Annotated in this window: 30 protein-coding genes; 15 read left to right on the forward strand and 15 right to left on the reverse strand. The window is 44.7% G+C overall.

What is annotated here, in order from left to right:
* Positions 1-10 precede the first annotated feature (10 nt).
* From AC27EZ_RS02675 to zapE, 3 genes are all read right to left on the reverse strand, one after another.
* Positions 11-403 (reverse strand): hypothetical protein, encoded by a 393-nt coding sequence (locus tag AC27EZ_RS02675; RefSeq protein WP_487133819.1) that lies wholly within the window; start codon positions 401-403, stop codon positions 11-13.
* Between the two features lie 278 nt (positions 404-681).
* Complete coding sequence (locus AC27EZ_RS02680; protein WP_487133820.1) at positions 682-1,404, reverse strand: YebC/PmpR family DNA-binding transcriptional regulator; 723 nt, start codon at positions 1,402-1,404, stop codon at positions 682-684.
* Between the two features lie 165 nt (positions 1,405-1,569).
* Entirely contained in the window at positions 1,570-2,667 is a 1,098-nt protein-coding gene (gene zapE / locus AC27EZ_RS02685) for a cell division protein ZapE (RefSeq protein ID WP_487133821.1), read from the reverse strand.
* A gap of 263 nt (positions 2,668-2,930) precedes the next feature.
* On the opposite strand from zapE, the gene AC27EZ_RS02690 reads away from it, so the two are divergent.
* The 3 genes from AC27EZ_RS02690 (at position 2,931) to AC27EZ_RS02700 (ending at position 6,084) form a co-directional block, all read left to right on the forward strand.
* A complete protein-coding gene (locus AC27EZ_RS02690; RefSeq protein WP_487133822.1) occupies positions 2,931-3,365 on the forward strand; it encodes a ZapG family protein in 435 nt (144 codons plus the stop codon).
* Between the two features lie 90 nt (positions 3,366-3,455).
* On the forward strand, positions 3,456-4,814 hold the full coding sequence (locus AC27EZ_RS02695; RefSeq protein ID WP_487134001.1) for a DegQ family serine endoprotease: 1,359 nt from the start codon (positions 3,456-3,458) through the stop codon (positions 4,812-4,814).
* Between the two features lie 199 nt (positions 4,815-5,013).
* Entirely contained in the window at positions 5,014-6,084 is a 1,071-nt protein-coding gene (locus AC27EZ_RS02700) for a trypsin-like peptidase domain-containing protein (protein ID WP_487134002.1), read from the forward strand.
* A gap of 94 nt (positions 6,085-6,178) precedes the next feature.
* Here AC27EZ_RS02700 and murA read toward each other — a convergent pair whose 3' ends face one another.
* The 7 genes from murA to mlaF form a co-directional block, all read right to left on the reverse strand.
* The gene (gene murA / locus AC27EZ_RS02705) at positions 6,179-7,441 is read right to left on the reverse strand and encodes a UDP-N-acetylglucosamine 1-carboxyvinyltransferase (protein WP_487133823.1); all 1,263 of its coding nucleotides are present in this window, start codon (positions 7,439-7,441) and stop codon (positions 6,179-6,181) included.
* A 15-nt stretch (positions 7,442-7,456) separates the two neighbouring features.
* Positions 7,457-7,714, reverse strand: coding sequence for a BolA family protein (locus tag AC27EZ_RS02710; protein ID WP_487133824.1), 258 nt, complete (start codon positions 7,712-7,714; stop codon positions 7,457-7,459).
* Between the two features lie 32 nt (positions 7,715-7,746).
* A complete protein-coding gene (locus AC27EZ_RS02715) occupies positions 7,747-8,055 on the reverse strand; it encodes an STAS domain-containing protein (RefSeq protein WP_487133825.1) in 309 nt (102 codons plus the stop codon).
* Complete coding sequence (locus AC27EZ_RS02720) at positions 8,052-8,717, reverse strand: MlaC/ttg2D family ABC transporter substrate-binding protein (protein ID WP_487133826.1); 666 nt, start codon at positions 8,715-8,717, stop codon at positions 8,052-8,054. The genes AC27EZ_RS02715 and AC27EZ_RS02720 overlap by 4 nt, the downstream gene beginning before the upstream one ends.
* Before the next feature lie 79 nt (positions 8,718-8,796).
* Positions 8,797-9,270, reverse strand: a complete 474-nt coding sequence (gene mlaD / locus AC27EZ_RS02725) for an outer membrane lipid asymmetry maintenance protein MlaD (protein WP_487133827.1) — start codon at positions 9,268-9,270, stop codon at positions 8,797-8,799.
* 8 nt (positions 9,271-9,278) lie between these two features.
* Entirely contained in the window at positions 9,279-10,055 is a 777-nt protein-coding gene (mlaE, locus tag AC27EZ_RS02730) for a lipid asymmetry maintenance ABC transporter permease subunit MlaE (protein WP_421133661.1), read from the reverse strand.
* Positions 10,052-10,852: a phospholipid ABC transporter ATP-binding protein MlaF gene (gene mlaF / locus AC27EZ_RS02735; protein ID WP_487133828.1), complete on the reverse strand. Its 801-nt coding sequence runs from the start codon at positions 10,850-10,852 to the stop codon at positions 10,052-10,054. The genes mlaE and mlaF overlap by 4 nt, the downstream gene beginning before the upstream one ends.
* Positions 10,853-11,323: 471 nt before the next feature.
* On the opposite strand from mlaF, the gene AC27EZ_RS02740 reads away from it, so the two are divergent.
* The 12 genes from AC27EZ_RS02740 (at position 11,324) to mgtE (ending at position 20,581) form a co-directional block, all read left to right on the forward strand.
* Positions 11,324-12,280 (forward strand): calcium/sodium antiporter, encoded by a 957-nt coding sequence (locus AC27EZ_RS02740; protein ID WP_487133829.1) that lies wholly within the window; start codon positions 11,324-11,326, stop codon positions 12,278-12,280.
* Positions 12,280-13,254, forward strand: coding sequence for a KpsF/GutQ family sugar-phosphate isomerase (locus AC27EZ_RS02745; protein ID WP_487133830.1), 975 nt, complete (start codon positions 12,280-12,282; stop codon positions 13,252-13,254). Before AC27EZ_RS02740 ends, AC27EZ_RS02745 begins: the two co-directional genes overlap by 1 nt.
* Positions 13,254-13,811, forward strand: a complete 558-nt coding sequence (gene kdsC, locus AC27EZ_RS02750; protein WP_487133831.1) for a 3-deoxy-manno-octulosonate-8-phosphatase KdsC — start codon at positions 13,254-13,256, stop codon at positions 13,809-13,811. Before AC27EZ_RS02745 ends, kdsC begins: the two co-directional genes overlap by 1 nt.
* Entirely contained in the window at positions 13,808-14,371 is a 564-nt protein-coding gene (gene lptC / locus AC27EZ_RS02755; protein ID WP_487133832.1) for an LPS export ABC transporter periplasmic protein LptC, read from the forward strand. The genes kdsC and lptC overlap by 4 nt, the downstream gene beginning before the upstream one ends.
* Entirely contained in the window at positions 14,340-14,885 is a 546-nt protein-coding gene (gene lptA / locus AC27EZ_RS02760) for a lipopolysaccharide transport periplasmic protein LptA (RefSeq protein WP_487133833.1), read from the forward strand. Before lptC ends, lptA begins: the two co-directional genes overlap by 32 nt.
* A gap of 2 nt (positions 14,886-14,887) precedes the next feature.
* Positions 14,888-15,613: an LPS export ABC transporter ATP-binding protein gene (gene lptB, locus AC27EZ_RS02765; RefSeq protein ID WP_487133834.1), complete on the forward strand. Its 726-nt coding sequence runs from the start codon at positions 14,888-14,890 to the stop codon at positions 15,611-15,613.
* Positions 15,614-15,688: 75 nt separating this feature from the next.
* Positions 15,689-17,173 carry an RNA polymerase factor sigma-54 gene (locus AC27EZ_RS02770; protein WP_487133835.1) on the forward strand — a complete coding sequence of 495 codons (1,485 nt, stop codon included), beginning with the start codon at positions 15,689-15,691 and terminating at the stop codon, positions 17,171-17,173.
* A gap of 30 nt (positions 17,174-17,203) precedes the next feature.
* A complete protein-coding gene (gene hpf, locus AC27EZ_RS02775) occupies positions 17,204-17,491 on the forward strand; it encodes a ribosome hibernation promoting factor (RefSeq protein WP_421133653.1) in 288 nt (95 codons plus the stop codon).
* A gap of 9 nt (positions 17,492-17,500) precedes the next feature.
* Positions 17,501-17,944 carry a PTS IIA-like nitrogen regulatory protein PtsN gene (gene ptsN / locus AC27EZ_RS02780; RefSeq protein ID WP_487133836.1) on the forward strand — a complete coding sequence of 148 codons (444 nt, stop codon included), beginning with the start codon at positions 17,501-17,503 and terminating at the stop codon, positions 17,942-17,944.
* 28 nt (positions 17,945-17,972) lie between these two features.
* Complete coding sequence (gene rapZ / locus AC27EZ_RS02785; protein ID WP_487133837.1) at positions 17,973-18,818, forward strand: RNase adapter RapZ; 846 nt, start codon at positions 17,973-17,975, stop codon at positions 18,816-18,818.
* Positions 18,818-19,090, forward strand: coding sequence for an HPr family phosphocarrier protein (locus AC27EZ_RS02790; protein ID WP_487133838.1), 273 nt, complete (start codon positions 18,818-18,820; stop codon positions 19,088-19,090). The genes rapZ and AC27EZ_RS02790 overlap by 1 nt, the downstream gene beginning before the upstream one ends.
* 132 nt (positions 19,091-19,222) lie before the next feature.
* Complete coding sequence (mgtE, locus tag AC27EZ_RS02795) at positions 19,223-20,581, forward strand: magnesium transporter (RefSeq protein WP_487133839.1); 1,359 nt, start codon at positions 19,223-19,225, stop codon at positions 20,579-20,581.
* Positions 20,582-20,596: 15 nt separating this feature from the next.
* Here the strand turns inward: mgtE and AC27EZ_RS02800 are convergent, their stop codons facing one another.
* From AC27EZ_RS02800 to sspA, 5 genes are all read right to left on the reverse strand, one after another.
* Positions 20,597-21,307, reverse strand: a complete 711-nt coding sequence (locus AC27EZ_RS02800; RefSeq protein WP_487133840.1) for a winged helix-turn-helix transcriptional regulator — start codon at positions 21,305-21,307, stop codon at positions 20,597-20,599.
* Positions 21,308-21,356: 49 nt separating this feature from the next.
* On the reverse strand, positions 21,357-22,073 hold the full coding sequence (locus tag AC27EZ_RS02805) for a spondin domain-containing protein (RefSeq protein ID WP_487133841.1): 717 nt from the start codon (positions 22,071-22,073) through the stop codon (positions 21,357-21,359).
* Positions 22,074-22,086: 13 nt separating this feature from the next.
* Positions 22,087-22,815 carry a spondin domain-containing protein gene (locus tag AC27EZ_RS02810; protein ID WP_487133842.1) on the reverse strand — a complete coding sequence of 243 codons (729 nt, stop codon included), beginning with the start codon at positions 22,813-22,815 and terminating at the stop codon, positions 22,087-22,089.
* Positions 22,816-23,037: 222 nt separating this feature from the next.
* A complete protein-coding gene (locus tag AC27EZ_RS02815; protein WP_487133843.1) occupies positions 23,038-23,490 on the reverse strand; it encodes a ClpXP protease specificity-enhancing factor in 453 nt (150 codons plus the stop codon).
* Positions 23,487-24,119, reverse strand: coding sequence for a stringent starvation protein SspA (gene sspA, locus AC27EZ_RS02820; protein WP_421133644.1), 633 nt, complete (start codon positions 24,117-24,119; stop codon positions 23,487-23,489). The genes AC27EZ_RS02815 and sspA overlap by 4 nt, the downstream gene beginning before the upstream one ends.
* Positions 24,120-24,179: the final 60 nt, after the last annotated feature.

Below are 24,179 nucleotides of genomic sequence, written 5' to 3' on the forward strand. Positions count from 1 at the left end.
TTGTCTTTCGTTAATCGCAAGTAAACTCTACCTTTGACATGGCAATTATCGGTTGTAAGGCAGTATTGCTTTCACTTGGCTCAAAATCTAAGTTCTGTAAACTTTTTTCGACGAGGGCCAAAAACTCTACATCCGTATTCGCTTCCAGTATCTGCACATTAAAAACATCGCCATTGGAATCGATTAAATACTTCGCTTTTATTGTTACTGTTTGACCAGAGAGCAAAGCTTTCTGCTCTTTAGTTAAATATCTAGTCGGCTGTACATTTTTTGTCGATACCCAATATGTGCTTACGCTATCTGGAGAGGTAAGCGGTTCGGTAGTGAGGTGAGGCATCGAACCTTTCGTAGCACATGCGGCCAAAAATACAGAAAAAAGAAGCGTTGAGTACAATTTACGCATAATAAGTCCTTTTATTTTTTTGAGTATGTATTAACTAACGCGTGAAACGTATCACATATTAAAAGCCCCAACAATATCCTTAGTTTTTGTATTGGGGGTCTTTTTAATAAGACGACGTTAGCATACAGATGGCACGAACTATTTGAAGAGAAAGCATAAATATGAGCCTTACCACTTTTGTAAGGCTCAACATATATAATTTACGCTGAACTATCAGTAGTCTCGAATTATATAGTTTGCTTTTATGATTCGTTAAAAAACTTAATTACTGTGAACAGTTAGTTTGGCGTAATCGCGTTATGATAAACGTCTTGTACGTCATCACAGTCATTAAGCATATCCATGAATTTTTCAAACATCGGCATGTCTTCTTCGCTGATATCTGTTTCCGTTTGCGGCATCCAACTCATTTCTTCAGCGGTAAATTCTATGTCTGGGTAAGCTGCAACAAGCGCGGTTTTCACTTGGTAGTATTCGGTATGCGGCGCATAAACCGTCACAGTACCCTCTTCTACTTCTACGTCGGTTACATCAACGTCGGCTTCCATTAGTACTTCTAAAATGGCATCTTCGTCATCACCCGCAAACTGAAATACAGCTTGGTGATCGAACATATGAGATACCGCGCCTTGCGCCCCAAGTTTAGCGTTAGTTTTTGTAAAACAGTTGCGAACCTCTGTAATGGTTCGGTTCGCGTTGTCAGACAAACAATCAACAATAACCATACAATTACCTGGGCCAAACCCTTCATAACGCATAGGTTGAAAGTCTTCGCCTACGCCGCCCGCTGCTTTATCAATCGCTTTGTCAATAACATGGCCAGGAACTTGGTCTTTCTTAGCTTTATCCATCAAACGACGCAGCGCGAGGTTAGTGTCTGGATCAGCACCACCATTTTTAGCACATACGTAAATCTCTTTTCCGTATTTTGAATAAACCTTAGTTTTAGCGCCGGCTGTTTTGGCCATGGCGTTTTTTCTTACTTCGAATGCTCTTCCCATCTTAAATTCTCTTATTCGCAATTAACGCGTTGCGTTTTATTTTTCTACCTATCGCTGCAGCATTTCTATGTCAGCGTAAATCGCAACATTAGCCCCAGCAAAAAATTTGAGTGAAAGTCTACCTATTTTGTCATCAACAATACAGTGCTAATACGCCAACCAGGCTTAAGGAAGATGCTCAGTAGCTAAGTATTCATGCGACTGCATTTCCTTTAACCGGCTTAAGCAGCGTCTAAATTCAAAGGTCAGTAGGCCTTCAGAATACAGCGACTCCATCGCCACTTCTGCCGAAACTATTAACTTCACATTGCGCTCATAGAACTCATCAACCATGGCAATAAAACGTCGAGCTACATCGTCATTGTGTTGCCCCATTTGTTTTACGTTAGCCAACAACACAGAATGATAACAACGGCTAAGCTCGATATAGTCACTTTGGCTACGCGGTCCGCCACACAGCGCAGCAAAATCTATCATTAAAACGCCATCAGCATCTCTAAGCGTAGCAATATCTCGATTGTTCACTCGGATAGCCTGAGATACAGTACCCGCTTCAGGGGCAAGCTGAGAAAAATAAGCATGCAAATTTTCGGTTGCGGCGCTATCTAGTGGATAGTGATAAATCTCGGCCTGCTCTAATGTCCGTAATCGATAATCTATCCCACTATCAACATTGACCACCCGCGTATTTTGATTAATTAACTCTATGGCGGGTAAAAAACGTGCTCGCTGTAAACCATTCTTGTAAAGGTCGTCTGGAACAATATTTGATGTGGCCACTAATACAATGCCGTAGCCAAACAATGCTTCCATCAACGTTCCTAGGATCATTGCATCAGTAATGTCTGAAACAAAAAATTCGTCGAAACAAATAACTTTTGTTTCTTTAGCAAGTTTCGCCGCCACAATTTGCAAGGGATCTTGTTCATTAGTAAGTTGCTTCAACTCATCGTGAATGCGGTACATAAAGCGGTGAAAATGAACCCGCATCTTTTTCTCAAATGGCAAGCAATCGTAAAACGTGTCTACGAGATACGTTTTTCCTCTCCCCACGCCACCATAAAAATAAATCCCTTGAATACCCGGTTTTTTCTGCCCTTTCCCAAATGCCGCTTTTATCTTTACCCGCCACGTGGTTTTCTTTTCGGGGTGAGTAAGCTCCTCAAACAGACGTTGAAGTTCTTTTACCGCATTTTCTTGTGCCGCGTCGTAATGAAAGTCTGATTGACTAAGGTCTTGTTGATATTTTTCCCATGGCGTCATCGCCTTTAGCACTCCGTACAAAAGTCAATAGGGGTCGTGGCTGCACCGACCTGCTTGAAATTACAAATTATGACCTTAATTTTACTGGAAATCACGGTAGAATCGCATGTGAAATACGTATTGTTTGATATAAACCAGATAAATGCAGTATCACATGCGCTTTTCACACTCGACCTTGCTATATTCACGTTATGGTCGAATTATTCTTTATACACGTAATGATGTGTAATGGATGTGCATAATAATCTGATTTGGAGAATAGAATGGAACTGTTAGTGTCTCTTGCCTTATTGGCGGTTGGTTTAATCATTGGCTTTTTCGCCGGCCGCTTTGTGAAAGATAAAAATGGAGAGGGCAAAGCTGCTCAAACCGAAAAAGAGGTAAAAGAAATTCTGGCGCAGCAAGCTCAGCACCATATTCATCAAACGCGTCAAAGCTTAGAAAGCATAGAAAGTCAGTGTGTCACGTTGAAGCAACAATTGAATGACTATGAAACGCTGTTGCAACAAGGTACCGATGATGAAACTAGTAAGGTCCCTTTTTATGGTGAGCAAGCCACCACGTATTTGAGAAATAATTTAAAAAGTAATGAGAAGTCTTCATCAAGTCGAGTTTCAGATACCCAACCCAAAGACTTCGCAAATTCGGGTTCTGGGTTATTTGTCGGCGGTTCTGAGCAATCTACCGCAGAGAAGTAAGAAAAGCTGGAACTTTTTCAATGACTTCAGACTCTTTAGTGAAACCATGATTTGTCGCAGTAACATGAAGGAGTGTAAGCGAACATGAAAATGTCTTTTCGTCAGTATGTTTTGGCGTCTGCCGTTGTAGTTAGTTCACTGGGATATTCAGCAAGTGCCAGTGCCGCGTTACCGTTCTTTTCCGATAAAAAAGATGAGGTGCCTTCTTTAGCTCCAATGCTCGAGGAAGCGACGCCTGCTGTGGTAAGTATTGCCGTCGAGGGTACCCAAACCTCGAGTCAGCGTGTACCTGAGATGTTCCGTTACTTCTTTGGTGCGCCTCAAGAGCAAGTACAAGAGCGGCCATTCAAAGGATTAGGCTCAGGCGTCATCATCGATGCGGATAAAGGCTATGTCGTAACGAATAACCACGTTGTTGATAATGCAGATGAAATCACTGTCAAGCTTACAGACGGGCGTGAATTTATAGCGAAGAAACTTGGCTCTGACGAGCAAAGCGATATTGCACTATTGAAAATTGATCCTGAAGACCTAACAGCATTGCCACTCGCTGATTCAGATGCGTTGCGTGTAGGCGATTTTGTTGTTGCTGTAGGTAACCCGTTCGGTCTGTCACAAACAGTAACCTCAGGCATTGTCAGTGCCTTAGGGCGCTCAGGTCTTAACATCGGTGGCTACGAAGACTTTATTCAAACCGATGCGGCCATTAACCGTGGTAATTCTGGTGGTGCGCTTGTCAACTTGCATGGTGAGTTGGTCGGCATCAATACTGCCATTTTTGGTCCTAATGGGGGCAATGTAGGTATCGGGTTTGCTATTCCTGCTAACATGATGAAAAACCTTGTTGACCAAATTGCAGAGTTTGGCGAAGTACGTCGAGGCCTACTTGGCATTTTAGGCAGTGATATAGATGCCGGTCTTGCCGAGGCAATGAATGCAGAAGTTAACATTGGTGCATTTGTCAGTGAAGTACAACCAGAATCAGCCGCTGCTAAAGCAGGTTTACAGGCTGGCGATATCATTACCGCCATTAATGGTCGAAAGCTAAATAGCTTCCAAGAGCTACGCGCTAAGATTGCAAGCATGGGCGCTGGCGCAGAAGTTGAACTTACGGTTATGCGTAAAGGCGACTCAATGCGTTTAGATGTGGTATTAGGCGATGCAACGGAGACTACCGTTACCGCTGCGCAAATTCATCCCGCATTAGAAGGTGCAACACTTACCAACGGTACTGATGATGCAGGCAATGAAGGTGTTGTCGTGTCTGAACTCGAGAGAGGTACGCCCGCATCAAGAATTGGGCTTCAACCTGACGACGTAATTATTGGTGTAAACCGCATCCGTACGTCTAGTGTGGCTGACTTTAGAAATGCGCTAGATGAATCTAAAGGCGTTATCGCACTTAATGTGAAGAGAGGCAGTGCGTCACTATACCTCGTAATTCGATAATTCGTTTTTAACAAAACAAAGTAAAGGGCGCTACCTCAGCGCCCTTTTTGTTGCCTATCATAAATAGGCTTTTTACCGAACAACAAAAAAGCAAGGTTACTTTTTTAAATACAACACACTGGTTCATAACGTGGTAACCTTTGGTTTAATAGTGTAATTTGTGCCAAGAATGGCAACTAACCGTATAAAAGTGCAGCGTGTGACAGGCAGTTCAATCTTAAAATTCTTCTTAAAATCAGTAGTTCTTGGCATCCTAGTGGCCATGCTACTTTTACTGTTCTTACCTGACTTGCGTCAAGGTACAGGGTTGGCAAATGGGCTTTTTGCGCAACCATCCGTTAGTGCCAGCAGGGAAAGTTACTTTGGCTCGTTAAGCCGCTCTGCCCCCGCAGTAGTCAATATTTATAGCGTAAGTATTGAAAACGACACCGGCCTCTTTAGAAATCAACCTAGAGAGCGAACAAGCCTTGGGTCGGGCGTGATAATGACTGACAACGGTTATATTCTTACCTGTCACCATGTCGTTCAAGACGCCGACAGTATCTATGTTGCTGTACAAGATGGCCGCATATTAGAAGCTCAAATTGTAGGTAATGATCCGCTCACTGATCTTGCTGTGCTAAAGGTAACTGCAGAAAATCTTCATATTATTCCACAAGTCACTGAACCTGACATTCACGTTGGTGATGTCGTAATGGCAATCGGCAACCCGCTGAATCTTGGCCAAACCATAACCCATGGCATTGTAAGTAGCGCGGGCAGAAACGGCCTATCAAACTACGTAGACTTCATCCAAACCGATGCCGTACTTAATCAAGGTAACTCAGGTGGTGCATTGGTCGATAGCAATGGCGTTTTACTTGGTATCACAAACGCTAACTTCCAAGTGAGAGACGCGCGAAACCGTGTACGCAATGTCGACGGGATCAACTTTGCGGTACCTTATGAGCTAGCGAAACGTGTCATGGATGAAATTATTACTAATGGACGTGTGGTCCGAGGCCAAATGGGCTTTATTGGTAGTGAAATACGAATGCGCCCTGGAATAGACGTTACCGCTGTGGCGAAAGGTAGCCCTGCCGACATAGCTGGGCTTCGCCCTGGGGATATTATTATAGCCATTGATGGTATTAGACTTGAAAGCGCTTCAAAAACGCTGGATATGATTGCTGAAACACCACCAGGGACTAAGCTTCAACTTGAAGTAAGTAGAGCGGGTGATTTGCTAACTATGGACGCCATCGTAGGCGAATTACGCCCACAAGAATAAACCATGAATAGTTAGGCTTACTCATGAAAAAAGGCGCATACGATGCGCCTTTTCTTTACATGAACCTAGGTAGCATTTACCTAAATAGCATCCACTACTCGCTTACGCGCTCTATATTTGCGCCTAACCCACGAAGTTTCTCTTCAATAGCTTCATAGCCACGGTCTAGGTGATAAATGCGGTTGACGTGAGTCTCTCCCTCAGCAATCAGGCCAGCAATGACCAAACTTGCTGACGCGCGTAAATCGGTCGCCATAACCGGCGCGCCTTTCAGCACCGACTGTCCTTTTGACACGGCTGAATTGGCTTCTAGCGCAATTTCTGCACCCATCCTTTGTAGTTCAGGCACGTGCATAAAACGATTTTCGAAAATCGTTTCAGTAATAACCCCAGTCCCTTCAGCAACACAATTTAAGGTTACAAACTGTGCTTGCATATCTGTTGGAAATGCTGGGTGGGGCGCGGTTTTCACTCGCACAGCCTTGGGCTTTTGCCCCTGCATATCAAGGTCAATCCAATCTTCACCAAGTGTAATTTTTGCACCCGCTTGCTCAAGCTTATCAAGTACCGCATCTAAGGTAGAAGGCGCCGCATGCGTACATCGAATCTTGCCACCGGATACGGCTGCTGCCACTAAAAATGTGCCCGTTTCAATACGGTCAGGTAGTACCGCGTAATCACAGCCACGAAGCGTTTCAACGCCTTCAACCGTAATTTTATCGCTACCCGCGCCAGTGATCTTAGCGCCCATTTGAATGAGGCAGTTTGCCAAGTCCACAATTTCAGGTTCACGTGCGGCGTTTTCAAGCACTGTCGTGCCGTCGGCGAGTGCAGCGGCCATTAATAAGTTTTCCGTTGCGCCAACACTTACCATGTCCATAAAAATGCGCGCACCTTTAAGGCGACCATCGACGTGAGCACGAATGTAGCCTTCTTCAACATCAATGTGTGCGCCCATTTTCTCAAGGCCTGAAAGATGAAGATTTACCGGGCGAGCGCCAATGGCGCAACCACCAGGCAGTGACACATTCGCTTTCCCATTTTTAGCAAGCAGTGGGCCTAACACTAAGATAGACGCGCGCATTGTGCGAACTAACTCGTAGGGTGCAGTAACACTTTCAAGCGTGCTGGCGTCAATAACGATGTCGTTAGCGGCGGGTTGCGCCACTTCCACACCGAGCTCACGCAGTAATGACACTGTCGTGCTAATGTCACGTAAACGCGGAACGTTTGTATACCTGCAAGCAGAATCAGTAAGCAAGCTGGTCATCAACAATGGAAGTGCAGCGTTCTTCGCACCGGAAATACGCACCTCGCCTTTTAAGGCAGGGCTTTTCTTAATAACTAATTTATCCACGAAGTCTCAGACCAATTATTGAGGAATATTAAACTGACGCTCTCGCTCCCAGTCTTTCACAGAGAATGTTTTAATTGTGATTGCATGCATACTGCCGTCAGCAATTTTGTCGGCAAGTGGTGCATACACCGCCTGCTGACGTTTAACGCGACTCATTTCATTAAATACATCACTCACTGCAATGATATTGTAATGAGAGCCTTCGCCTTTAACGTGTACTTCATGAAGGTCCAATGCGTCCTTCAAAATATTTTCGATTTCTGACAATTCCATAACTGACAACTTCTTAGTTTAAATGCTTACTATTATTCTACGGGTAAAAGGGTTTCAACGTCGCTTATTTTCGCAAGTTTACTTAACTTTTCAGGTATATCACGTAAGGTTACTTTAATACCAAGTAGCTTACCATCACGGATGGCATTAATCAGCCACGCTAACCCAGCACTGTCGATACGATTCATGTCAGACAAATCAATAATAAGCGTGTCTCGCGAGCCTATCTTTGTGCGCTGGGCTGGTGTTACCTCATCCCAAAAATTCTTCGATAAGGTAACCTGGTCTAAATCACCATGAACAACAACAGCACCATCGTCGTTTAGTTGAAATAGACTCACTCAGATTCCTCTATAACATCGTAAGATTCATTTGGGTTAAGCTCAACCGGCTTGCCAATTTTGTCTTTCATTAACGCAATCACAGAATCAATGCCGTCTTGGCGTAGGATAGACTCAAATTCACTTCGCTTGCTGTTAAGCATGCTAATGCCTTCAGCTACCATATCATACGCTTTCCACTCATTCGTTTTTGAGTCTTTACGTACTTTGAATGCAATGCGAATTTCAGGTCGAACCGGGTCTTGGACCACCGCTCTTACCGTAATTGATTTTTTATCGTCAAATGATGACTCTGGCTCAAAGACAACGGTCTGGTTATCGTAGTAGCCCATTGCGACCGCGTAGGTGGTAATAAGATACTGTCTGAATACACTAATGTACTCGCCCAGCTTTTCTTGCGGTACCGATTTGAAGTGCTTACCTAGCACCATAAAGGCTGCAAACTTGTAATCGATATGTGGAACTAACTCTTCTTCCATTATTGTGCGCAACAACTCAGGATCAGCCTTAATTGCCTCTTGGTTCGCTTTAATTCGATCGAAGGTTTTTGACGCCACGTCTTGCACTAGCTCATATGGATTTTGCTCGTTGACATCCATCGCCTGTGCGCTGCTTATCACAGAAAACATCAACACACCCAATGCCACTATATATTTTTTCAATGTAACTCTCCTGAAAGTAATCTCTTTATAAGGTGACCCGAAAAACACATTGTTTGTTTCATCCAGTCACTAAAATGTTTTATTCGTCGTCGCTTCCGCGGTTAAACAAGAACTGACCGATTAGGTCTTCTAGTACCAACGCCGACTTTGTGTCTTGCAAATAATCGCCATCTTGTAAATTTGCGACGCCATCGAAAGAAAACCCAGGTTGGAACCCTACGTACTGTTCTCCTAATAACCCTGAGGTTAGAATTGACACCGAACTTGTCTCTGGAAAGCCGTTGTACTCCTTCATAATAGAAAGCGTAACCACCGGCGTGAAGTCTTCTTGGTCTAGTGCAATGGTCGTTACTCGCCCCACTGTCACGCCGCCCACTTTAACGGCTGAACGTGGTTTTAGGCCGCCGATATTATCGAACTTTGCATACAGCGTGTACGTATCCGCGTCGGTCGCTACCGTTTGATTGGCTACTTTTAATGATAATAGTAACAAGGCGCCTATCGTCAGCGCGACAAAAAAGCCCACCATTACTTCCGTTTTATACTTATTCATACTATTTCCTACTCGATACCAAACATGAGGGCGGTGAGCACGAAGTCCAGCCCCAACACTGCTAATGATGACAACACAACGGTTTCCGTTGTGGCTTTACTTATTCCTTCCGACGTTGGAATAGAATCATACCCTTTAAATATGGCAATCCACGTCACAACTAAGGCGAAAACGAGGCTTTTTATTACGCCATTGATGACATCTTGGTTCCAATCGACGGTAGACTGCATAATCGACCAATAACTTCCGGCATCAACACCTAGCCAATCTACGCCAACCAGATGCCCTCCCAAAATGCCTACTGCACTGAAGATTATCGCCAGCATAGGCATGGAAATAATTCCCGCCCAAAAGCGCGGTGCAACAATGCGTCTTAGCGGGTCTACCGCCATCATTTCAAGGCTAGACAATTGTTCGGTCGCTTTCATTAGTCCAATTTCAGCCGTTAACGCTGAACCCGCTCGCCCTGCAAATAATAGTGCCGTTACTACAGGCCCAAGTTCTCTAAGAAGCGACAAAGCAACCATAGGACCAAGGCTACCTTCCGCACCATAATCAACGAGAATAGTGTAACCTTGCAACGCCATCACCATGCCGATAAACAAGCCTGACACAATGATTATTAACAAAGACTGAACACCCACGACATGCATTTGTTTTATCGTGAGCGGAATGTTCTTCACTCTTGGTACTGCAATCAATGCGCCAAAGAGCATGATTGTGGCTCGGCCAATAGCCGTTATTTTTCCAATAGTGGTTGCACCGAGTGACTGAAAGAAGCTCATTTATTTTCTCCAAACAAACTTTTTTCTAAATCTGCAGCAGGATAATGAAACGGAACCGGCCCATCAGCCTTCCCTTTTAAAAACTGTTGAACAAGCTCTGAATCACTGTCTCTTATCTGCTGCGCAGTCCCCTCACCAATAACACGCTTGTCGGCGAGTATATAGATGTAGTCTGCGATAGAAAGTACTTCAGTTACGTCGTGCGTTACCACAATACTGGTGAGGTTCAGCGCATCATTTAATTCTCTAATGAGCTTTACCAACACGCCCATTGAGATGGGGTCCTGTCCGGCAAAGGGTTCATCGTACAAAATAAGGTCTGGGTCAAGTGCTATTGCTCTTGCCAATGCAGCTCGTCGTGCCATTCCACCCGACAGCTCGCTAGGCATTAAAGACGCAGCCCCACGAAGCCCCACGGCCTGAAGTTTAAGCGCAACAATTGTCGCGATAATATCTTCAGATAACGATGTATGTTCTCTCAACGGAAACGCGACATTGTCAAATACTGACATGTCGGTAAAGAGCGCCCCGCTTTGAAACAACATGCTCATACGACGGCGAGTCTTGTATAACTCTGAGCGGCTCATCGAAACGATAGATTGGCTATCAAATAATATATCGCCTTCATCGGGGGTGAGCTGACCGCCAATCAATCGTAATAATGTCGTTTTACCTATACCACTGGGGCCCATAACCGCCGTGATTTTACCTTTAGGAACCCGTAATGTTATTCCATCATAAATCACACGTTCAGATCGGCTGAAGGTAATATTGTCTACTTCAACTAAATGTTCCATATGCTCTCGTGTTGTCTGCTAACGACATCCTTTTTACACTTGCCACTATGCAGTTATATTTTCTTTAGTACGACATCTGGGTATAAGAAGATTTTATAGGACGCACAAATAATTTATGTTCCGACCGTTTACTCGCAGATAAACGTTACTTGTTCCCGCACTGTCTAGGCCTAACACCTGCCGTTTTGCAGCAAAATGTCTACCTTTTAGTCCACACTCTTTCGGTAAAGTTTACTGGGGAGTGTAATTTAGTGGCATTGTACGCTTTTTCAAGGGCGCATCCAAAACCAAAAAGTTACAACTTATGTTCGACTAAAACGAACGGACGATCGATTAAACAGTGGCGCACATGAACTTTCCCACGAGGTTTGCAGAAAAATACGTGTAACGAACAAAATAAGCTAGGTTTCCGTAGGCAAATGGCATCGTTTTTGCGACAATCATGGAAAATCGTAATCAGAACAGGTTGTTGTGCTTTTACACGTAAGTATATTTATTGTTGGTCTTATTGTCTTAAGTTGGAGCGCTGACCGTTTCGTTTATGGCGCTGCGGGGCTTGCCAAAAATATTGGCATTTCTCCTATGATGATAGGCCTAACCATTGTGGCGATGGGTTCGTCCGCGCCAGAGATTGTCGTGTCTGCTATCGCATCAGCAAATGGTAATATGAATACCGCAGTGGGCAATGCATTAGGCTCGAACATTACGAACGTAGCGCTTGTGTTAGGTATCACCGCGCTGGTAAAGCCGCTTGTCGTTGCATCAACAACGTTAAGACGAGAACTTCCTGCGTTACTAATCATTTCACTTATCGCGATTGGCTTTCTTATTGACGGAAAATTAGTCACCTATGAAGGCATTATCTTATTAGGCCTCTTTGTTTTCGTTATCGCCATGATGGCGTGGCTCTCTCTTCAGGTAGATAAAGAAGACCCACTGGTGAAAGAGACGGCTGACGAAGTGCCAACCGGCGTATCGAATACCGCGGCGTTAGTATGGATTGGCGTCGGCCTTATATTGCTCCCTCTAAGTGCTCACTTCATGGTGGACTCTGCAGTTGAAATCGCACGCTACCTTGGTATGTCAGACCTCGTTATTGGGTTATCGATAATTGCGTTTGGAACAAGCTTACCTGAATTGGCCGCAAGCGTAGCCGGTGTGCTAAAAGGCGAAGACGACCTTGCACTTGGTAATATCATCGGTTCAAACATATTTAACTTGTTAGCGGTGCTAGGTATGCCCGGGCTCATTGCGCCGGGACTTTTAGACCCCGATGTTTACCATCGAGATATTTACGTTATGTTAGGATTAACACTGTTGCTTTTCTTGTTCAGCTTCGACCTTATCGGTAAACGCATTATCTCGCGTGCAAACGGGAGCATTTTAATCGCCTGCTTTATCGGCTATCAATTTTGGTTGTTTGGGTAATGACAAACGAAAATCATTTTATACAATCAGGCAAACGGGTTATCGACATAGAAGCTAACGCAATAGAAGCGCTTGCTTCGCGCCTCGACGGCCGTTTCATTGCCGCTTGCGAGTTGCTGATGAATTGCACCGGCAAAGTCGTGGTAAGTGGTATGGGAAAATCTGGCCATATCGGTAACAAAATTGCCGCAACGCTTGCAAGCACCGGTACACCGTCCTTTTTCATGCACCCTGGGGAAGCCAATCACGGCGACTTGGGTATGCTTGGCAAGGGTGACGTACTGCTAGCAATTTCTAATTCAGGTGAAACCGGCGAACTGGTTAATTTACTTCCCGTCGTAAAACGCTTGAATGTGCCGGTTATCGCCATGACTAATAGTGAACAAAGTTCGTTAGGCAGGCACGCCGATATTGTGTTAGATATCCACGTCGATAAAGAAGCCTGTTCGCTAGGGCTAGCGCCTACCTCAAGCACTACTGCCACGTTGGTGATGGGCGACGCTCTCGCCGTCGCACTTTTAGATGCAAGAGGGTTTACCTCTGATGACTTTGCTTTGTCTCACCCTGGCGGAAGCTTAGGGAGAAAGCTGTTATTGAAAGTGAGCGACATTATGCAGTCAGGAGATGCCCTTCCCCTCGTTAACGAAACCACCATGATAGCTAATGCCCTGCTCGAAATATCTCGAAAAGGCTTGGGAATGACAGGTATCGTTGATGATGAGGGCGTATTAACCGGCATTTTTACTGATGGTGATTTACGCCGTATTCTTGATGCTAGAATAGACCTTCATTCTAAGCGAGTGAATGAAGTTATGACGGTAGGTGGAAAAACAGCATTCGCTGAACAACTTGCCGTTGAAGCACTCAACCTCATGGAAACACATAAAATTAGCGCATTAATGGTTGTTGATGAAAACAGGAAACCCGTAGGTGCCTTCAATATGCATATGTTGCTAAAAGCGGGGGTCTTGTAATGGACAATGCGATTAACACGCTATATGGGCAAATCCCAAGCGCGTTATTTGATGCGCTAAAACAGATACGTTTGCTCGTCTGTGATGTAGATGGCGTCTTTTCTGACGGACGTATTTATTTGGGTAATGACGGCGAAGAGTTAAAAGCATTTCATACTCGAGATGGCTATGGTGTTAAGGCGTTGGTGCAGCACAACATTGACGTCGCTGTTATCACTGGCCGAAAGTCGCGCATTGTTGAAAGCCGAATGAAAGCCCTTAATGTGTCACACATTATTCAAGGGGAAGAAAACAAATATGATGCATTAGGTGCATTAATGGAAACGCTATCGTTAACCCCTGAGCAGGTTGCCGTGGTAGGTGATGATATGCCTGACACTGGCATGTTTAAACGCGCTGCCGTTAACATTGCTGTCAATGATGCTCACCCATTGGTCGCGCAAGAGGCAAACTGGATTACATCACTTCCGGGTGGTTTCGGTGCCGTTCGTGAAATAAGCGACACTATCTTGCAATCACAAGGTGTAGAGTTTGGTATTCATGGTGCCAGCGTATGAACCGGCTTGGCGTCAGCATATCAGCCCTTTTCATTCTTGCACTGCTTATGTATCTACCTACGTGGATGGAAGATGAGCCAGCGTCTTCACAACAACAAGGGCAAAATGCACTAAAACCTGCTTATCAAGCAAAAAACCTGACAACAACCTTGTATAACGTTGAAGGCAAGCTTAACCACAAAGTATTTGCGGCCTCAATGGAGCATTACGACGAATTGGGGTTTGTCTTTTTTCAAAAGCCCAGATACTCAGTCTACACCGATAGCACAGAGTCGCCTTGGGTAGTGTCGGCACAAGAAGGGACACTTTACAATGATGAGCTGATTCAGTTAGAAAAAGATGTGCTTATCGAGAACCAAACGAACAATGACTTTGTCAAACGAATTACAACCCAGTATATCCAGATCAATTTAAACTCTAAACAAATGACGTCTGACCAACGTGTGAATATCCAAGGCACACAGTATGTCATTAATAGCAATGGGTTTAATGCAAACTTAGACACACAAAAATATGAGCTAATAGACCATGTTCAGACCATTTATTCTCCTAGTAACTAGTTTATTACTAGGTAGCGTTGCCACACCGTCATTCAGTGATGAAAACGACTTTAATCAACCCATCAAAGTCGATTCGAAATCACAATTCGTTGATGGAAAAAATAAAACATCGCTTTTTAAGGACGATGTCCGAATCTCTCAAGGGTCTTTGCTTATTATTGCTGACGAAGTTGAAGTTGTCGCCAGTGAGGGAGAAGGAAGAGAAGTATTTATCGCCAGAGGCGCTCCTGCAAGCTTTTCACAAACGTTAGAAGATGGCACCCCAGTAAGCGCGAAGGCAAATGAAATTCGCTATGAAGTCGTCAAGCGTACTATTTCATTGAGCGGTAATGCGGAATTACAACAAGACACCAGCCAAGTAAAAGGTGACAACATTACTTTCGACATGATCTCTGAGCAACTGTTGGCAACCGGTGGCGATAACGATAAAGACGGTCGCGTAACGACTGTATTCACGCCTGAAGCAATAAAAAAAGCAGCAGATGACAACAACGACGGCGAGGATGATAACTAAGCATGGCAACACTGAGTGCAAAAAACCTCGCAAAAGCTTACAAAGCGCGCCAAGTTGTAAGAGACGTGAGCTTATCGGTATCGACTGGCCAAATTGTCGGCCTACTCGGGCCTAACGGCGCTGGTAAAACCACGACCTTCTACATGATTGTTGGCTTAGTGCCTCTTGATAAGGGGCTCATTACGATTGATGATGCAGAACTTACGCATCAACCTATGCATGAGCGCGCTCGTCAAGGCATTGGCTATTTACCTCAAGAAGCGTCTATCTTTAGAAAGCTTACTGTGCATGAAAATATTATGGCCATCTTGCAAACCCGTAAAGATTTAAATGCAGAGCAGCAAGAACAAGAAGCCGATGCGCTACTTGATGAATTTAATATTAACCATATACGTAATAGTGCAGGCATGAGTCTTTCGGGTGGCGAACGTCGTCGTGTTGAGATTGCACGGGCGTTAGCAGCCAACCCGCAATTTATTTTGCTTGATGAACCATTTGCTGGTGTTGATCCTATATCAGTTAATGATATAAAGAAGATTATCCAGCATTTGCGAGATAGAGGAATTGGGATCTTAATAACGGACCATAACGTCCGCGAAACCTTGGATGTTTGCGAGAAAGCCTACATCGTAAGCCATGGTGAATTAATCGCCCAAGGCACCGCGGAACAAGTTTTGAGTAATCAAAAAGTAAGGGATGTATACCTAGGCGAGCAATTCAGGCTATAGTTAATAGTAAGTCGCAAGCGATTTAGCTATTTTCGCACTCGGTATACGCATAACAGAGCATAAAATAAGACGTAGATGAAACCATCTTTACAGCTAAAATTTAGTCAACAACTTACTATGACTCCACAGCTTCAGCAGGCCATTAAGCTTCTGCAGCTGTCTACGCTTGACCTTCAACAAGAAATTCAAGAAGCGTTGGACTCAAATCCGCTTTTAGAAGTTGAGGACGGTTCCGATGAACCTCAAGCTGAGCGCAACAATATTGACGGAGACGATTCGCGTTTAGACGCGGCACCTTCAGCATCAAGCGATACTATCGAGTCTGGTGATGCACTGGAAAAAAATGATTTGCCCGACGAGCTTCCTATTGATAGTACATGGGATGAATACTATTCGGCGTCGTCTGCCCCCGCACCTGGCCCATCAAATAACGATGATGATTTTATTTTCCAAGGCGAAACGACAGATGACATTCAAGAGCATTTGTCGTGGCAAATGCGCTTAACCCATTTTTCAGATACTGACCGTGCTATTGCCATGGCCATTATCGATTCTATAGACGAGTCAGGCTACCTGACCACGTCGTTGGAAGACATATTAGAAGCCATTAAAAGCGAAGATATTGAAGAACAGGTAGAGATGGATGAAATTGAGTGCGTGCTAAAACGTATTCAAATGTTCGACCCTATTGGTTCTGGCTCCCGTAGCCCTCAAGAATGCTTGATGGTTCAGCTGCGTCAATTTTCTGAAGACACACCATGGCTAGAAGAAGCAAAGCAACTTATCGAAGAATACTCTGACTTACTAAGCAGTAAAGACTACCGCACACTCATGCGTAAGAGTCGCTTAAAAGAAGACCAACTTCGAGAAGCCATGCGCCTACTGCAAACGCTAAACCCTCGCCCAGGCAGTGCACTTAAAACGAAAGAACCCGAGTACGTTATTCCTGACGTGTCAGTTATGAAAAAGAACGGACGTTGGGTGGTGGAACTGAATCCAGACAGCCTGCCTAAGCTTAGTGTTAATCAGCAGTACGCGGCAATGAGTAGAAGCTCCAAGAACAGTAGCGACTCACAGTTTATTCGTTCTCACATGCAAGAAGCTAAATGGTTCATCAAAAGTTTAGAGTCTCGAAATGAGACGCTAATGAAAGTTGCTAATTGTATCGTTCAGCAACAAATGGGCTTTTTTGAACATGGTCCAGAAATGATGAAACCAATGGTGTTAAATGATGTCGCAGAGATGGTGGATATGCATGAATCAACCATTTCTCGCGTTACAACACAAAAGTATATGCATACCCCCCGTGGTATTTACGAATTAAAGTATTTTTTCTCAAGCCACGTTGCCACGGAATCAGGTGGAGAGTGCTCTTCAACCGCTATCCGTGCATTGATTAAAAAGCTTGTTGCGGCCGAGACGCCGAGCAAGCCTTTGAGTGATAGCAAGATTGCTCAATTGTTGGCCGAGCAGGGCATAAAGGTCGCTCGGCGGACGATAGCAAAATACCGGGAATCTTTGTCGATTCCACCGTCGAACCAACGCAAGAGCCTTATTTAACGGGCTTAAAAAACATAAGGAAGACGAAATATGCAAATCAACCTAACGGGTCATCATGTTGAAATCACCGATTCTTTGCGTAATTATGTCGATACGAAGTTCACTAAACTTGAGCGTCACTTTGATCACATTTCTAATGTGCATGTCATCCTGAACGTTGAAAAACTAAGTCAAAAAGCAGAAGCAACAATGCATTTGAGCGGTGCTGAAGTATTTGCATCCTCAGAGAATACAGACATGTATGCGGCGATAGACAGCATGGTCGATAAACTCGACAGGCAGGTCATCAAGCATAAGGAAAAACTCAAAAAACATTAGTAGTAAAGCATGGACATACAAGCCATCGTAAGTCTGGACCGCACCGAGTGTGCGGTTCAGTGCAATAGCAAAAAGAGAATTCTCGAAATCATTAGCGACATTGCCGCGAATAACAACGAGGATATTGATCAGGCAGAAGCCCTTGCTAGCCTACTTGCTAGAGAGCGCATGGGAAGTACAGGAATTGGCAACGGCATTGCCCTGCCCCATGGCCGCCTACCGGGGTTATCTAGTGTTATCGCCATTGTGGTCACTAGCATTCCCGCTATCGATTTTGACGCCATTGACGAAAAGCCCGTTGATATATTTTTTGCATTATTTGTCCCTGAGGAGCAAACACAAGGTCACTTACAAACCTTGGCAACCGTTGCTCGCAAGCTAAGCGACAAAGACACACTAAAAGCCATTAGACGCGCAACTACTCGTGACGATATTATTACCGCACTTGGGTAAATCACTGTTATTTAAAGGGAGAAAATGAATGAAGCTGATTATTATCAGTGGTCGTTCTGGGTCAGGAAAATCAGTGGCGCTGCGTGCGTTGGAAGATTTAGGCTATTATTGTGTAGACAATATCCCTGTTAACCTCCTTCCTACTCTCACTCACACGGTCGTTGATGAATACGACCAAGTTGCAGTGAGTATTGATGTAAGAAATCTGCCAAAAGATCCTAACGAGCTCGTCGAAATTCTGGACTACCTGCCCTCTTCATGGTCAATGACTATTGTCTACATCGATGCGAGCGACGACATTCTGGTAAAACGCTTCAGTGAAACCCGTCGTCTTCACCCTCTGGCTAAATTGAATAAGTCATTATCAGAATCAATCAAAGCAGAATCAACATTACTTGCGCCTGTTATTGAACGTGCAGACTTATATATTGATACTGACAAGCTGACTATTCATCAGTTAGCTGAGCTTATTAGAGAACGAATACTTGGCAAGAAAAGCTCTCGCTTGGTATTGGTTTTTGAATCGTTTGGCTTCAAGCATGGTATCCCAAAAGACGCTGACTACGTATTTGACGCACGATTTCTTCCTAACCCCCATTGGGAACCTGACTTACGTCATCACACAGGGTTAGATGCACCGGTAGAAGTGTTCTTGGGTTCTCAGCCTGTTGTAACCAAGTTTATTTGGCAAATTCAAAATCTTATCACTACGTGGCTGCCGCACTTAGAGCGTAATAATAGAAGTTACGTCACCATTGCTATCGGCTGCACAGGCGGTCAACATCGCTCTGTGTTTATTGCCCAAACATTGGCAAAGACATTCAGTGAGATTCACCCTGACGTACAAATAAGACATCGGGAATTAGACCAATAATGGCTATTGAAAAAAAGCTTACTATCGTCAATAAGCTCGGTTTGCATGCCCGCGCGGCCACGCAGCTTGTGAAGCTCGCGAATCAGTTTGATGCAAAAATCGAATTAGTCGCCACAGATAAACGTGCAGATGCGAACAGCGTACTCGGGCTGATGATGTTAGAAAGCCACCAAGGAGAGGAAGTCACCGTTATCATAGACGGAAAAGACGCCGAACCTGCCATGGTCGCCATTGAACAACTTATCATGGGTAAGTTTAACGAAGACGAATAGTCTTCACGTTACGTCGCCTTTCTCACGCTGACACAAATACGTGCTTCGCTTCGCCATTTTCCATGACAGCGTCGTGTTATTTGCGATATCCTATAACGACTTCCGATTCAGGTAATTAGGCATCACGCAAGCATGGCTGAAGCGCTCGTTCCAAAATACGTACAAAACCAACTTAGGGCCCTTAACCTTGCCCTGAGTAATGGTCAATTTGTATCTGTACGTAAACTGTTACTAGAACTTCCCCCTTCAGATGTTGCCCATATCCTTGAGTCTAGCCCCAGTAGAACCCGTGATGAACTGTGGGAGCTTATCGATAGCGACTTTCACGGCGATATCATCGAAGAACTATCTGATGATGTTCGTAATGGCATTATCTCAAAAATGCTACCGGCTAATGTGGTCGATGCACTCGAGGAAATGGATACCGATGACTTAGCGGAAACCCTGAGCAGCCTTCCGGATACCATTTTGCAAGATATCCTCGACTCGATGGACGCTCAAGACAGGCTTCGTGCTGAGCAAGCGCTGTCCTATGGTGAAGAAACCGCTGGCTTCATCATGAATACCGATACCATCACGCTTCGTCCTGACGTAACAGTAGATGTTGTCCTTCGCTATATTCGTTTAAAAGGCGATTTGCCTAAAAACACCGATACCTTTTACGTGGTAAACCGCACGGACAACCTCGTGGGTATTGTTCCAGTCACACGCCTATTAACCGCTGAAACACTTGCTAAAGTGTCAGATGTGATGGATGAAGAATCTGAAGCCATTCCGGTAAACATGCCTGATGACGAAGTTGCTAGCTTGTTTGAACGCTATAATTGGCTGTCAGCACCGGTTGTCGATGAAAAACACCGCCTGGTGGGGCGTATCACCATTGATGATGTCGTTGATATCATTCGTGAAGATGCGGAGCACTCGATGATGAGTATGGCCGGTCTCGACGATGATGAAGATACATTCGCGCCCGTGTTACAAAGTACGAAGCGCCGCTCGGTATGGCTGGCGGTAAATCTGGTCACCGCATTAATGGCTGCAATGGTTAGTGACTTGTTTGAAGCAACGCTCAGTCAGCTTGCTGTATTGGCCATACTTAACACGATAGTACCTAGCATGGGGGGCGTTGCGGGCAACCAAACCCTAACGCTTGTAATTCGAGGTATGGCATTAGGGCATGTCAATGCCAGCAACTCTCGTTGGCTTATTAGTAAAGAGATTTCAATCGGCTTTTTAAATGGCGCCATTTGGGCAATCTTAATTGCCTCAGTCATCGCATTATGGAAACAAGACTACATGCTAGGCGTCATTATCGCATTTGCTATGCTTGTGAACATGATTGCAGCAGCGCTAGCGGGTGCCACGCTTCCTATCATCATGAAACGCTTAAAAATAGACCCAGCACTCGCTGGAAGCGTTATTTTAACCACTATTACCGATGTTGTTGGTATCTTCGCCTTCTTAGGTACAGCCACGCTGTTTCTCATTTAGTCTTGGTCGCTGATATTACGCTAACACCGCTTTCGCAACATAGCCGCTGGCACTCATGCGATAGCCAACACCCCATACTGTTTGTATTAATTGACCAGCATTATCCATCGACGCTACATCATCAAGCTTGGCGCGCAATCGATTAACATGTGTATTGACCGTATGTTCATAGCCTTCATGGTTGTATCCCCACACAGAACTCAATAACTGAGTACGAGAGAATACTTGGTTGGGATGTCGGCACAGAAACGTAAAAAGAGAAAACTCTCTTGCCGTTAAATCCACTGCTTGCCCTTGAACTTTGACCGTATGGTATCGTTCATCAATACTAACAGGCCCGATATTGACACGATCGGTGCGGTTTTCTACCGGCATACATCGGCGCATGTATGCTTTTACTCTTGCGATCAAAAGACGCTCATCATACGCATTGGCAATATAGTCATCGGCACCTATTTCAAAGTAATCAACGCTATCGACGTAATGATCTGGCCTCTTTACAACCATTAACCAGCTATCGGGATACTGTTGTGCGATGCACGCTACATTGTTCTTGCAGTGCGCTGTTCCGCTCGCTTCAACGATAATAAGATCGTAATGCTTCACTGCCAATAACGATAACGCAGATTCAAAGTGTGATACCACATCATGTAAAAAACAGTGCTTAGTTAAGCACTGTATAATGGGCTGCTTAAGCGTGTTTCCACTATTGATAACAAGAACCATAATTTGCTCCGGATTCGTCATTACTAACATGACCGGAGCAATACAGGTTTTATTCCATTCTTGTTATAGAAATACGTACCCCAGGGTTATCAAACTTATGGTCAGCGCTTAACACCGATGTTGTTAACCCATCACTGGCGGTAACCACACCAGGGTGAAGTGTTACAACGTCATGAGCTTCACGGCCTTCGCTGTTACCCTCTCCGGAGTCAGCGGGCCCGGGGATTGTTCCCATCGCTTCTGTATTTTCCTCTGTTCCCGCGTCATAGACATGGGCGTTACGTCGATAAACATCGCCAACCTCTAATGAAGATAAATCAACACTATTAACCCCACTGAAAGCATCGTTAGTGTTGACCAGCATGGTAGCTACGCTTATATGGGCGTTTGCAATATCGTCAACGGAAATCTCCAATGTTACGCTTTCGCCAGGGGCAACCGGTACATTGCCCGAAGCAGTAGCAAATAATGCGGCATTAGAAAGTAGTGCCTCGTTACTGCCGCTCTCCGCAAGTGATGCAAGCGCATCGGACGCGGCTTCTCCTATCGACCACCATTTAACATCACTGCTATGTAGTGCGACTGCAATAGGTGATAGCGGCTGTGCATGGGTTAAATTTGTAACGGTAACTTGATATGTGTATGGAACAGGCGCCGGAAGCACGAATTCAGGATCTTCGTTATTATCGCTGTCAGAACAACCAGCAATAACCACTATCGATGCCGTAACAAGGCCAACACGTAACTTATTCGTAAAAAGTTTCATACTATGTCCTTATCTATTCGCTAATAACAATAGTCACTTTTGCCACGGGGTTTAACCAGCGTTGAACCGTGTTATTAACATCGCTGACACCACCGCTTTCGTTGTCGTCACCAATATTTCCGGGGTGTATATGCACGGTTGCATTAGCAATAGTCGCGTCGAGGCCAGTACCACCCTCTCCAAGAAGCGGCGCTAATGGGCCTGGAACCGGAAAGCCTGCCATGCCTGGCATACCGCTTCCGCGTACTTCATCATTGGCTTCAGTGCCGGCATCATACGCATTAAGATAAACCGTATAAGTGCCTGCTTCGGTAGGAATAGGCCAATTATCTAAGCCGATAAATCCGTCATTAGTAGGTAGCATCATGGCGACAACGCTCAGCACGGTATTTCCGTCATCTGTAGATAGCATCCCTTGGGCAGACTGCGCTGGTGCAAGTAACCCCTCAGCAGGGTTTGTTAAGTTATTGGCCGAGAGTGAATCAGTAAGGCTTACCAGCCCACTGATATCTCCGCCTTCAGCCATTGCTTGTAGTTCAGTACTGGCTGTATCGCCAAGTTCAAACAAGCTCGCATCGCTACTATGTGCCGATACAAGAATGGGGGTGAAATAGATACCCTGAGTAAGGTTTTGAACTGTGACATTCAGCTCAGCCGCCTGTAAAGAGGACACCATTGAGAATGCAGTTGCAGACACTACCAAGGTAGACATAACACTAAGTTTTACTTTTGAACGAACCATTGCTCTTCCTTCTTCGAATGTAGAGGTGAGGAATAAGCATGCTGGGGAAATATCACAAAAGTATCACGAAAAAATCACATTAACGTGTAGAACGTAATACTTATATACGCCTATTAAATTATGTTGCTGTAGTTAAATGATACGTCTAGTGGTAACGCAGGAGCGCTATAACGGGGAAGGTATAACAAGAAAGGCTTTCTGTAACAGAAAGCCTTTCAAGCATTACTTGATAACTTTCAGTGTAGGTTTGCCCTTCTTGGGCGGAACCGGCGCATCAGTTAAATCTGAGGCATCTGCATCTTCAATTGAAGATGGCTGTGTCTTATCTGGCTGTGGCGTGATGTCTCCCGCCATTTCTTCTTCAGTGGCAAAGACGGTACCTGCCCCGTTTTCACGGGCATAGATAGCCATGATTGCCTCGCAAGGAATAAGTAACCGACGAGGCTGTCCACCGAAGCGTGCTTGAAAAGATAGCTCGTTAAGGTCGAGGGCGAAATTAACGCATGCACTAGGCGATACGTTTAGTACGATTTGCCCATCTTTTACAAACTCTTGCGGCACTTCAACGCCGGGTATTAACGCATTCACGACAACATAAGGCGTTAAATCGTTATCAACGATCCACTCGTAAAACGCCCTAAGTAAATAGGGCTGATTAGACGTCATTGATGTCATAGCGGATTGTGTATCTCACGCTCTTGATCAGTAAGCGACGCTTTGAACGAACTGCGAGAGAAAATATTGTTCATGTAGCCGTTAAGCTCTTTACTGCCAGCACCCGTAAGCTCAATACCTAATGCAGGTAAACGCCATAATAACGGTGCTAAATAACAGTCAACTAAACTAAACTCTTCACTCATGAAATAGGGCATTTCGCCAAATACTGGCGCTAACGATAAAAGCGCTTCACGTAAATCATTACGTGCTGCTTCCACATCGCCTTCTCCGCGGAATATACGCGCTGCAAGCGAATACCAGTCCTGCTCGATACGATGCATCATTAGACGGCTTTGACCACGTGACACTGGGTATACCGGCATCAATGGCGGATGAGGAAAACGCTCGTCTAGATATTCCATGATGATATGAGACTTATAAAGTACAAGTTCTCTGTCAACAAGAGTAGGAACAGTTCCGTAAGGGTTCAACTCCAACAGATCTTCTGGCAGGTTGCTTGGATCTGTGTAGCTGATTTCAACACCCACACCTTTCTCTGCCAACACAATGCGTACCTGGTGGCTATAAATATCAATTGTGTCAGAGAACAACGTCATTATAGAACGTTTATTCGCGGCTACGGCCATTCAATTTCCTCCGTCGAGAAACAAGTTAATGCCCTATACATGGGCAAATTTCAAATATCA

Source organism: Alteromonas sp. 4NH20-0056, from assembly GCF_057539655.1.

What these genes read in the sequence shown, in the direction of transcription:
- AC27EZ_RS02745 (WP_487133830.1), top strand. Translation starts at nt 12,280, where the DNA reads ATGACAAACGAAAATCATTTTATACAATCAGGCAAACGGGTTATCGAC.
- AC27EZ_RS02770 (WP_487133835.1), top strand. Translation starts at nt 15,689, where the DNA reads ATGAAACCATCTTTACAGCTAAAATTTAGTCAACAACTTACTATGACT.
- AC27EZ_RS02815 (WP_487133843.1), bottom strand. Translation starts at nt 23,490, where the DNA reads ATGACATCAATGACGTCTAATCAGCCCTATTTACTTAGGGCGTTTTAC.
- lptA (WP_487133833.1), top strand. Translation starts at nt 14,340, where the DNA reads ATGTTCAGACCATTTATTCTCCTAGTAACTAGTTTATTACTAGGTAGC.
- mlaE (WP_421133661.1), bottom strand. Translation starts at nt 10,055, where the DNA reads ATGAGCTTCTTTCAGTCACTCGGTGCAACCACTATTGGAAAAATAACG.
- AC27EZ_RS02810 (WP_487133842.1), bottom strand. Translation starts at nt 22,815, where the DNA reads ATGGTTCGTTCAAAAGTAAAACTTAGTGTTATGTCTACCTTGGTAGTG.
- AC27EZ_RS02680 (WP_487133820.1), bottom strand. Translation starts at nt 1,404, where the DNA reads ATGGGAAGAGCATTCGAAGTAAGAAAAAACGCCATGGCCAAAACAGCC.
- mgtE (WP_487133839.1), top strand. Translation starts at nt 19,223, where the DNA reads ATGGCTGAAGCGCTCGTTCCAAAATACGTACAAAACCAACTTAGGGCC.
- hpf (WP_421133653.1), top strand. Translation starts at nt 17,204, where the DNA reads ATGCAAATCAACCTAACGGGTCATCATGTTGAAATCACCGATTCTTTG.
- lptB (WP_487133834.1), top strand. Translation starts at nt 14,888, where the DNA reads ATGGCAACACTGAGTGCAAAAAACCTCGCAAAAGCTTACAAAGCGCGC.
- kdsC (WP_487133831.1), top strand. Translation starts at nt 13,254, where the DNA reads ATGGACAATGCGATTAACACGCTATATGGGCAAATCCCAAGCGCGTTA.
- AC27EZ_RS02710 (WP_487133824.1), bottom strand. Translation starts at nt 7,714, where the DNA reads ATGGAATTGTCAGAAATCGAAAATATTTTGAAGGACGCATTGGACCTT.
- zapE (WP_487133821.1), bottom strand. Translation starts at nt 2,667, where the DNA reads ATGACGCCATGGGAAAAATATCAACAAGACCTTAGTCAATCAGACTTT.
- AC27EZ_RS02805 (WP_487133841.1), bottom strand. Translation starts at nt 22,073, where the DNA reads ATGAAACTTTTTACGAATAAGTTACGTGTTGGCCTTGTTACGGCATCG.
- mlaF (WP_487133828.1), bottom strand. Translation starts at nt 10,852, where the DNA reads ATGGAACATTTAGTTGAAGTAGACAATATTACCTTCAGCCGATCTGAA.
- lptC (WP_487133832.1), top strand. Translation starts at nt 13,808, where the DNA reads ATGAACCGGCTTGGCGTCAGCATATCAGCCCTTTTCATTCTTGCACTG.
- ptsN (WP_487133836.1), top strand. Translation starts at nt 17,501, where the DNA reads ATGGACATACAAGCCATCGTAAGTCTGGACCGCACCGAGTGTGCGGTT.
- mlaD (WP_487133827.1), bottom strand. Translation starts at nt 9,270, where the DNA reads ATGAATAAGTATAAAACGGAAGTAATGGTGGGCTTTTTTGTCGCGCTG.
- AC27EZ_RS02800 (WP_487133840.1), bottom strand. Translation starts at nt 21,307, where the DNA reads ATGGTTCTTGTTATCAATAGTGGAAACACGCTTAAGCAGCCCATTATA.
- AC27EZ_RS02675 (WP_487133819.1), bottom strand. Translation starts at nt 403, where the DNA reads ATGCGTAAATTGTACTCAACGCTTCTTTTTTCTGTATTTTTGGCCGCA.
- sspA (WP_421133644.1), bottom strand. Translation starts at nt 24,119, where the DNA reads ATGGCCGTAGCCGCGAATAAACGTTCTATAATGACGTTGTTCTCTGAC.
- rapZ (WP_487133837.1), top strand. Translation starts at nt 17,973, where the DNA reads ATGAAGCTGATTATTATCAGTGGTCGTTCTGGGTCAGGAAAATCAGTG.
- AC27EZ_RS02695 (WP_487134001.1), top strand. Translation starts at nt 3,456, where the DNA reads ATGTCTTTTCGTCAGTATGTTTTGGCGTCTGCCGTTGTAGTTAGTTCA.
- AC27EZ_RS02790 (WP_487133838.1), top strand. Translation starts at nt 18,818, where the DNA reads ATGGCTATTGAAAAAAAGCTTACTATCGTCAATAAGCTCGGTTTGCAT.
- AC27EZ_RS02690 (WP_487133822.1), top strand. Translation starts at nt 2,931, where the DNA reads ATGGAACTGTTAGTGTCTCTTGCCTTATTGGCGGTTGGTTTAATCATT.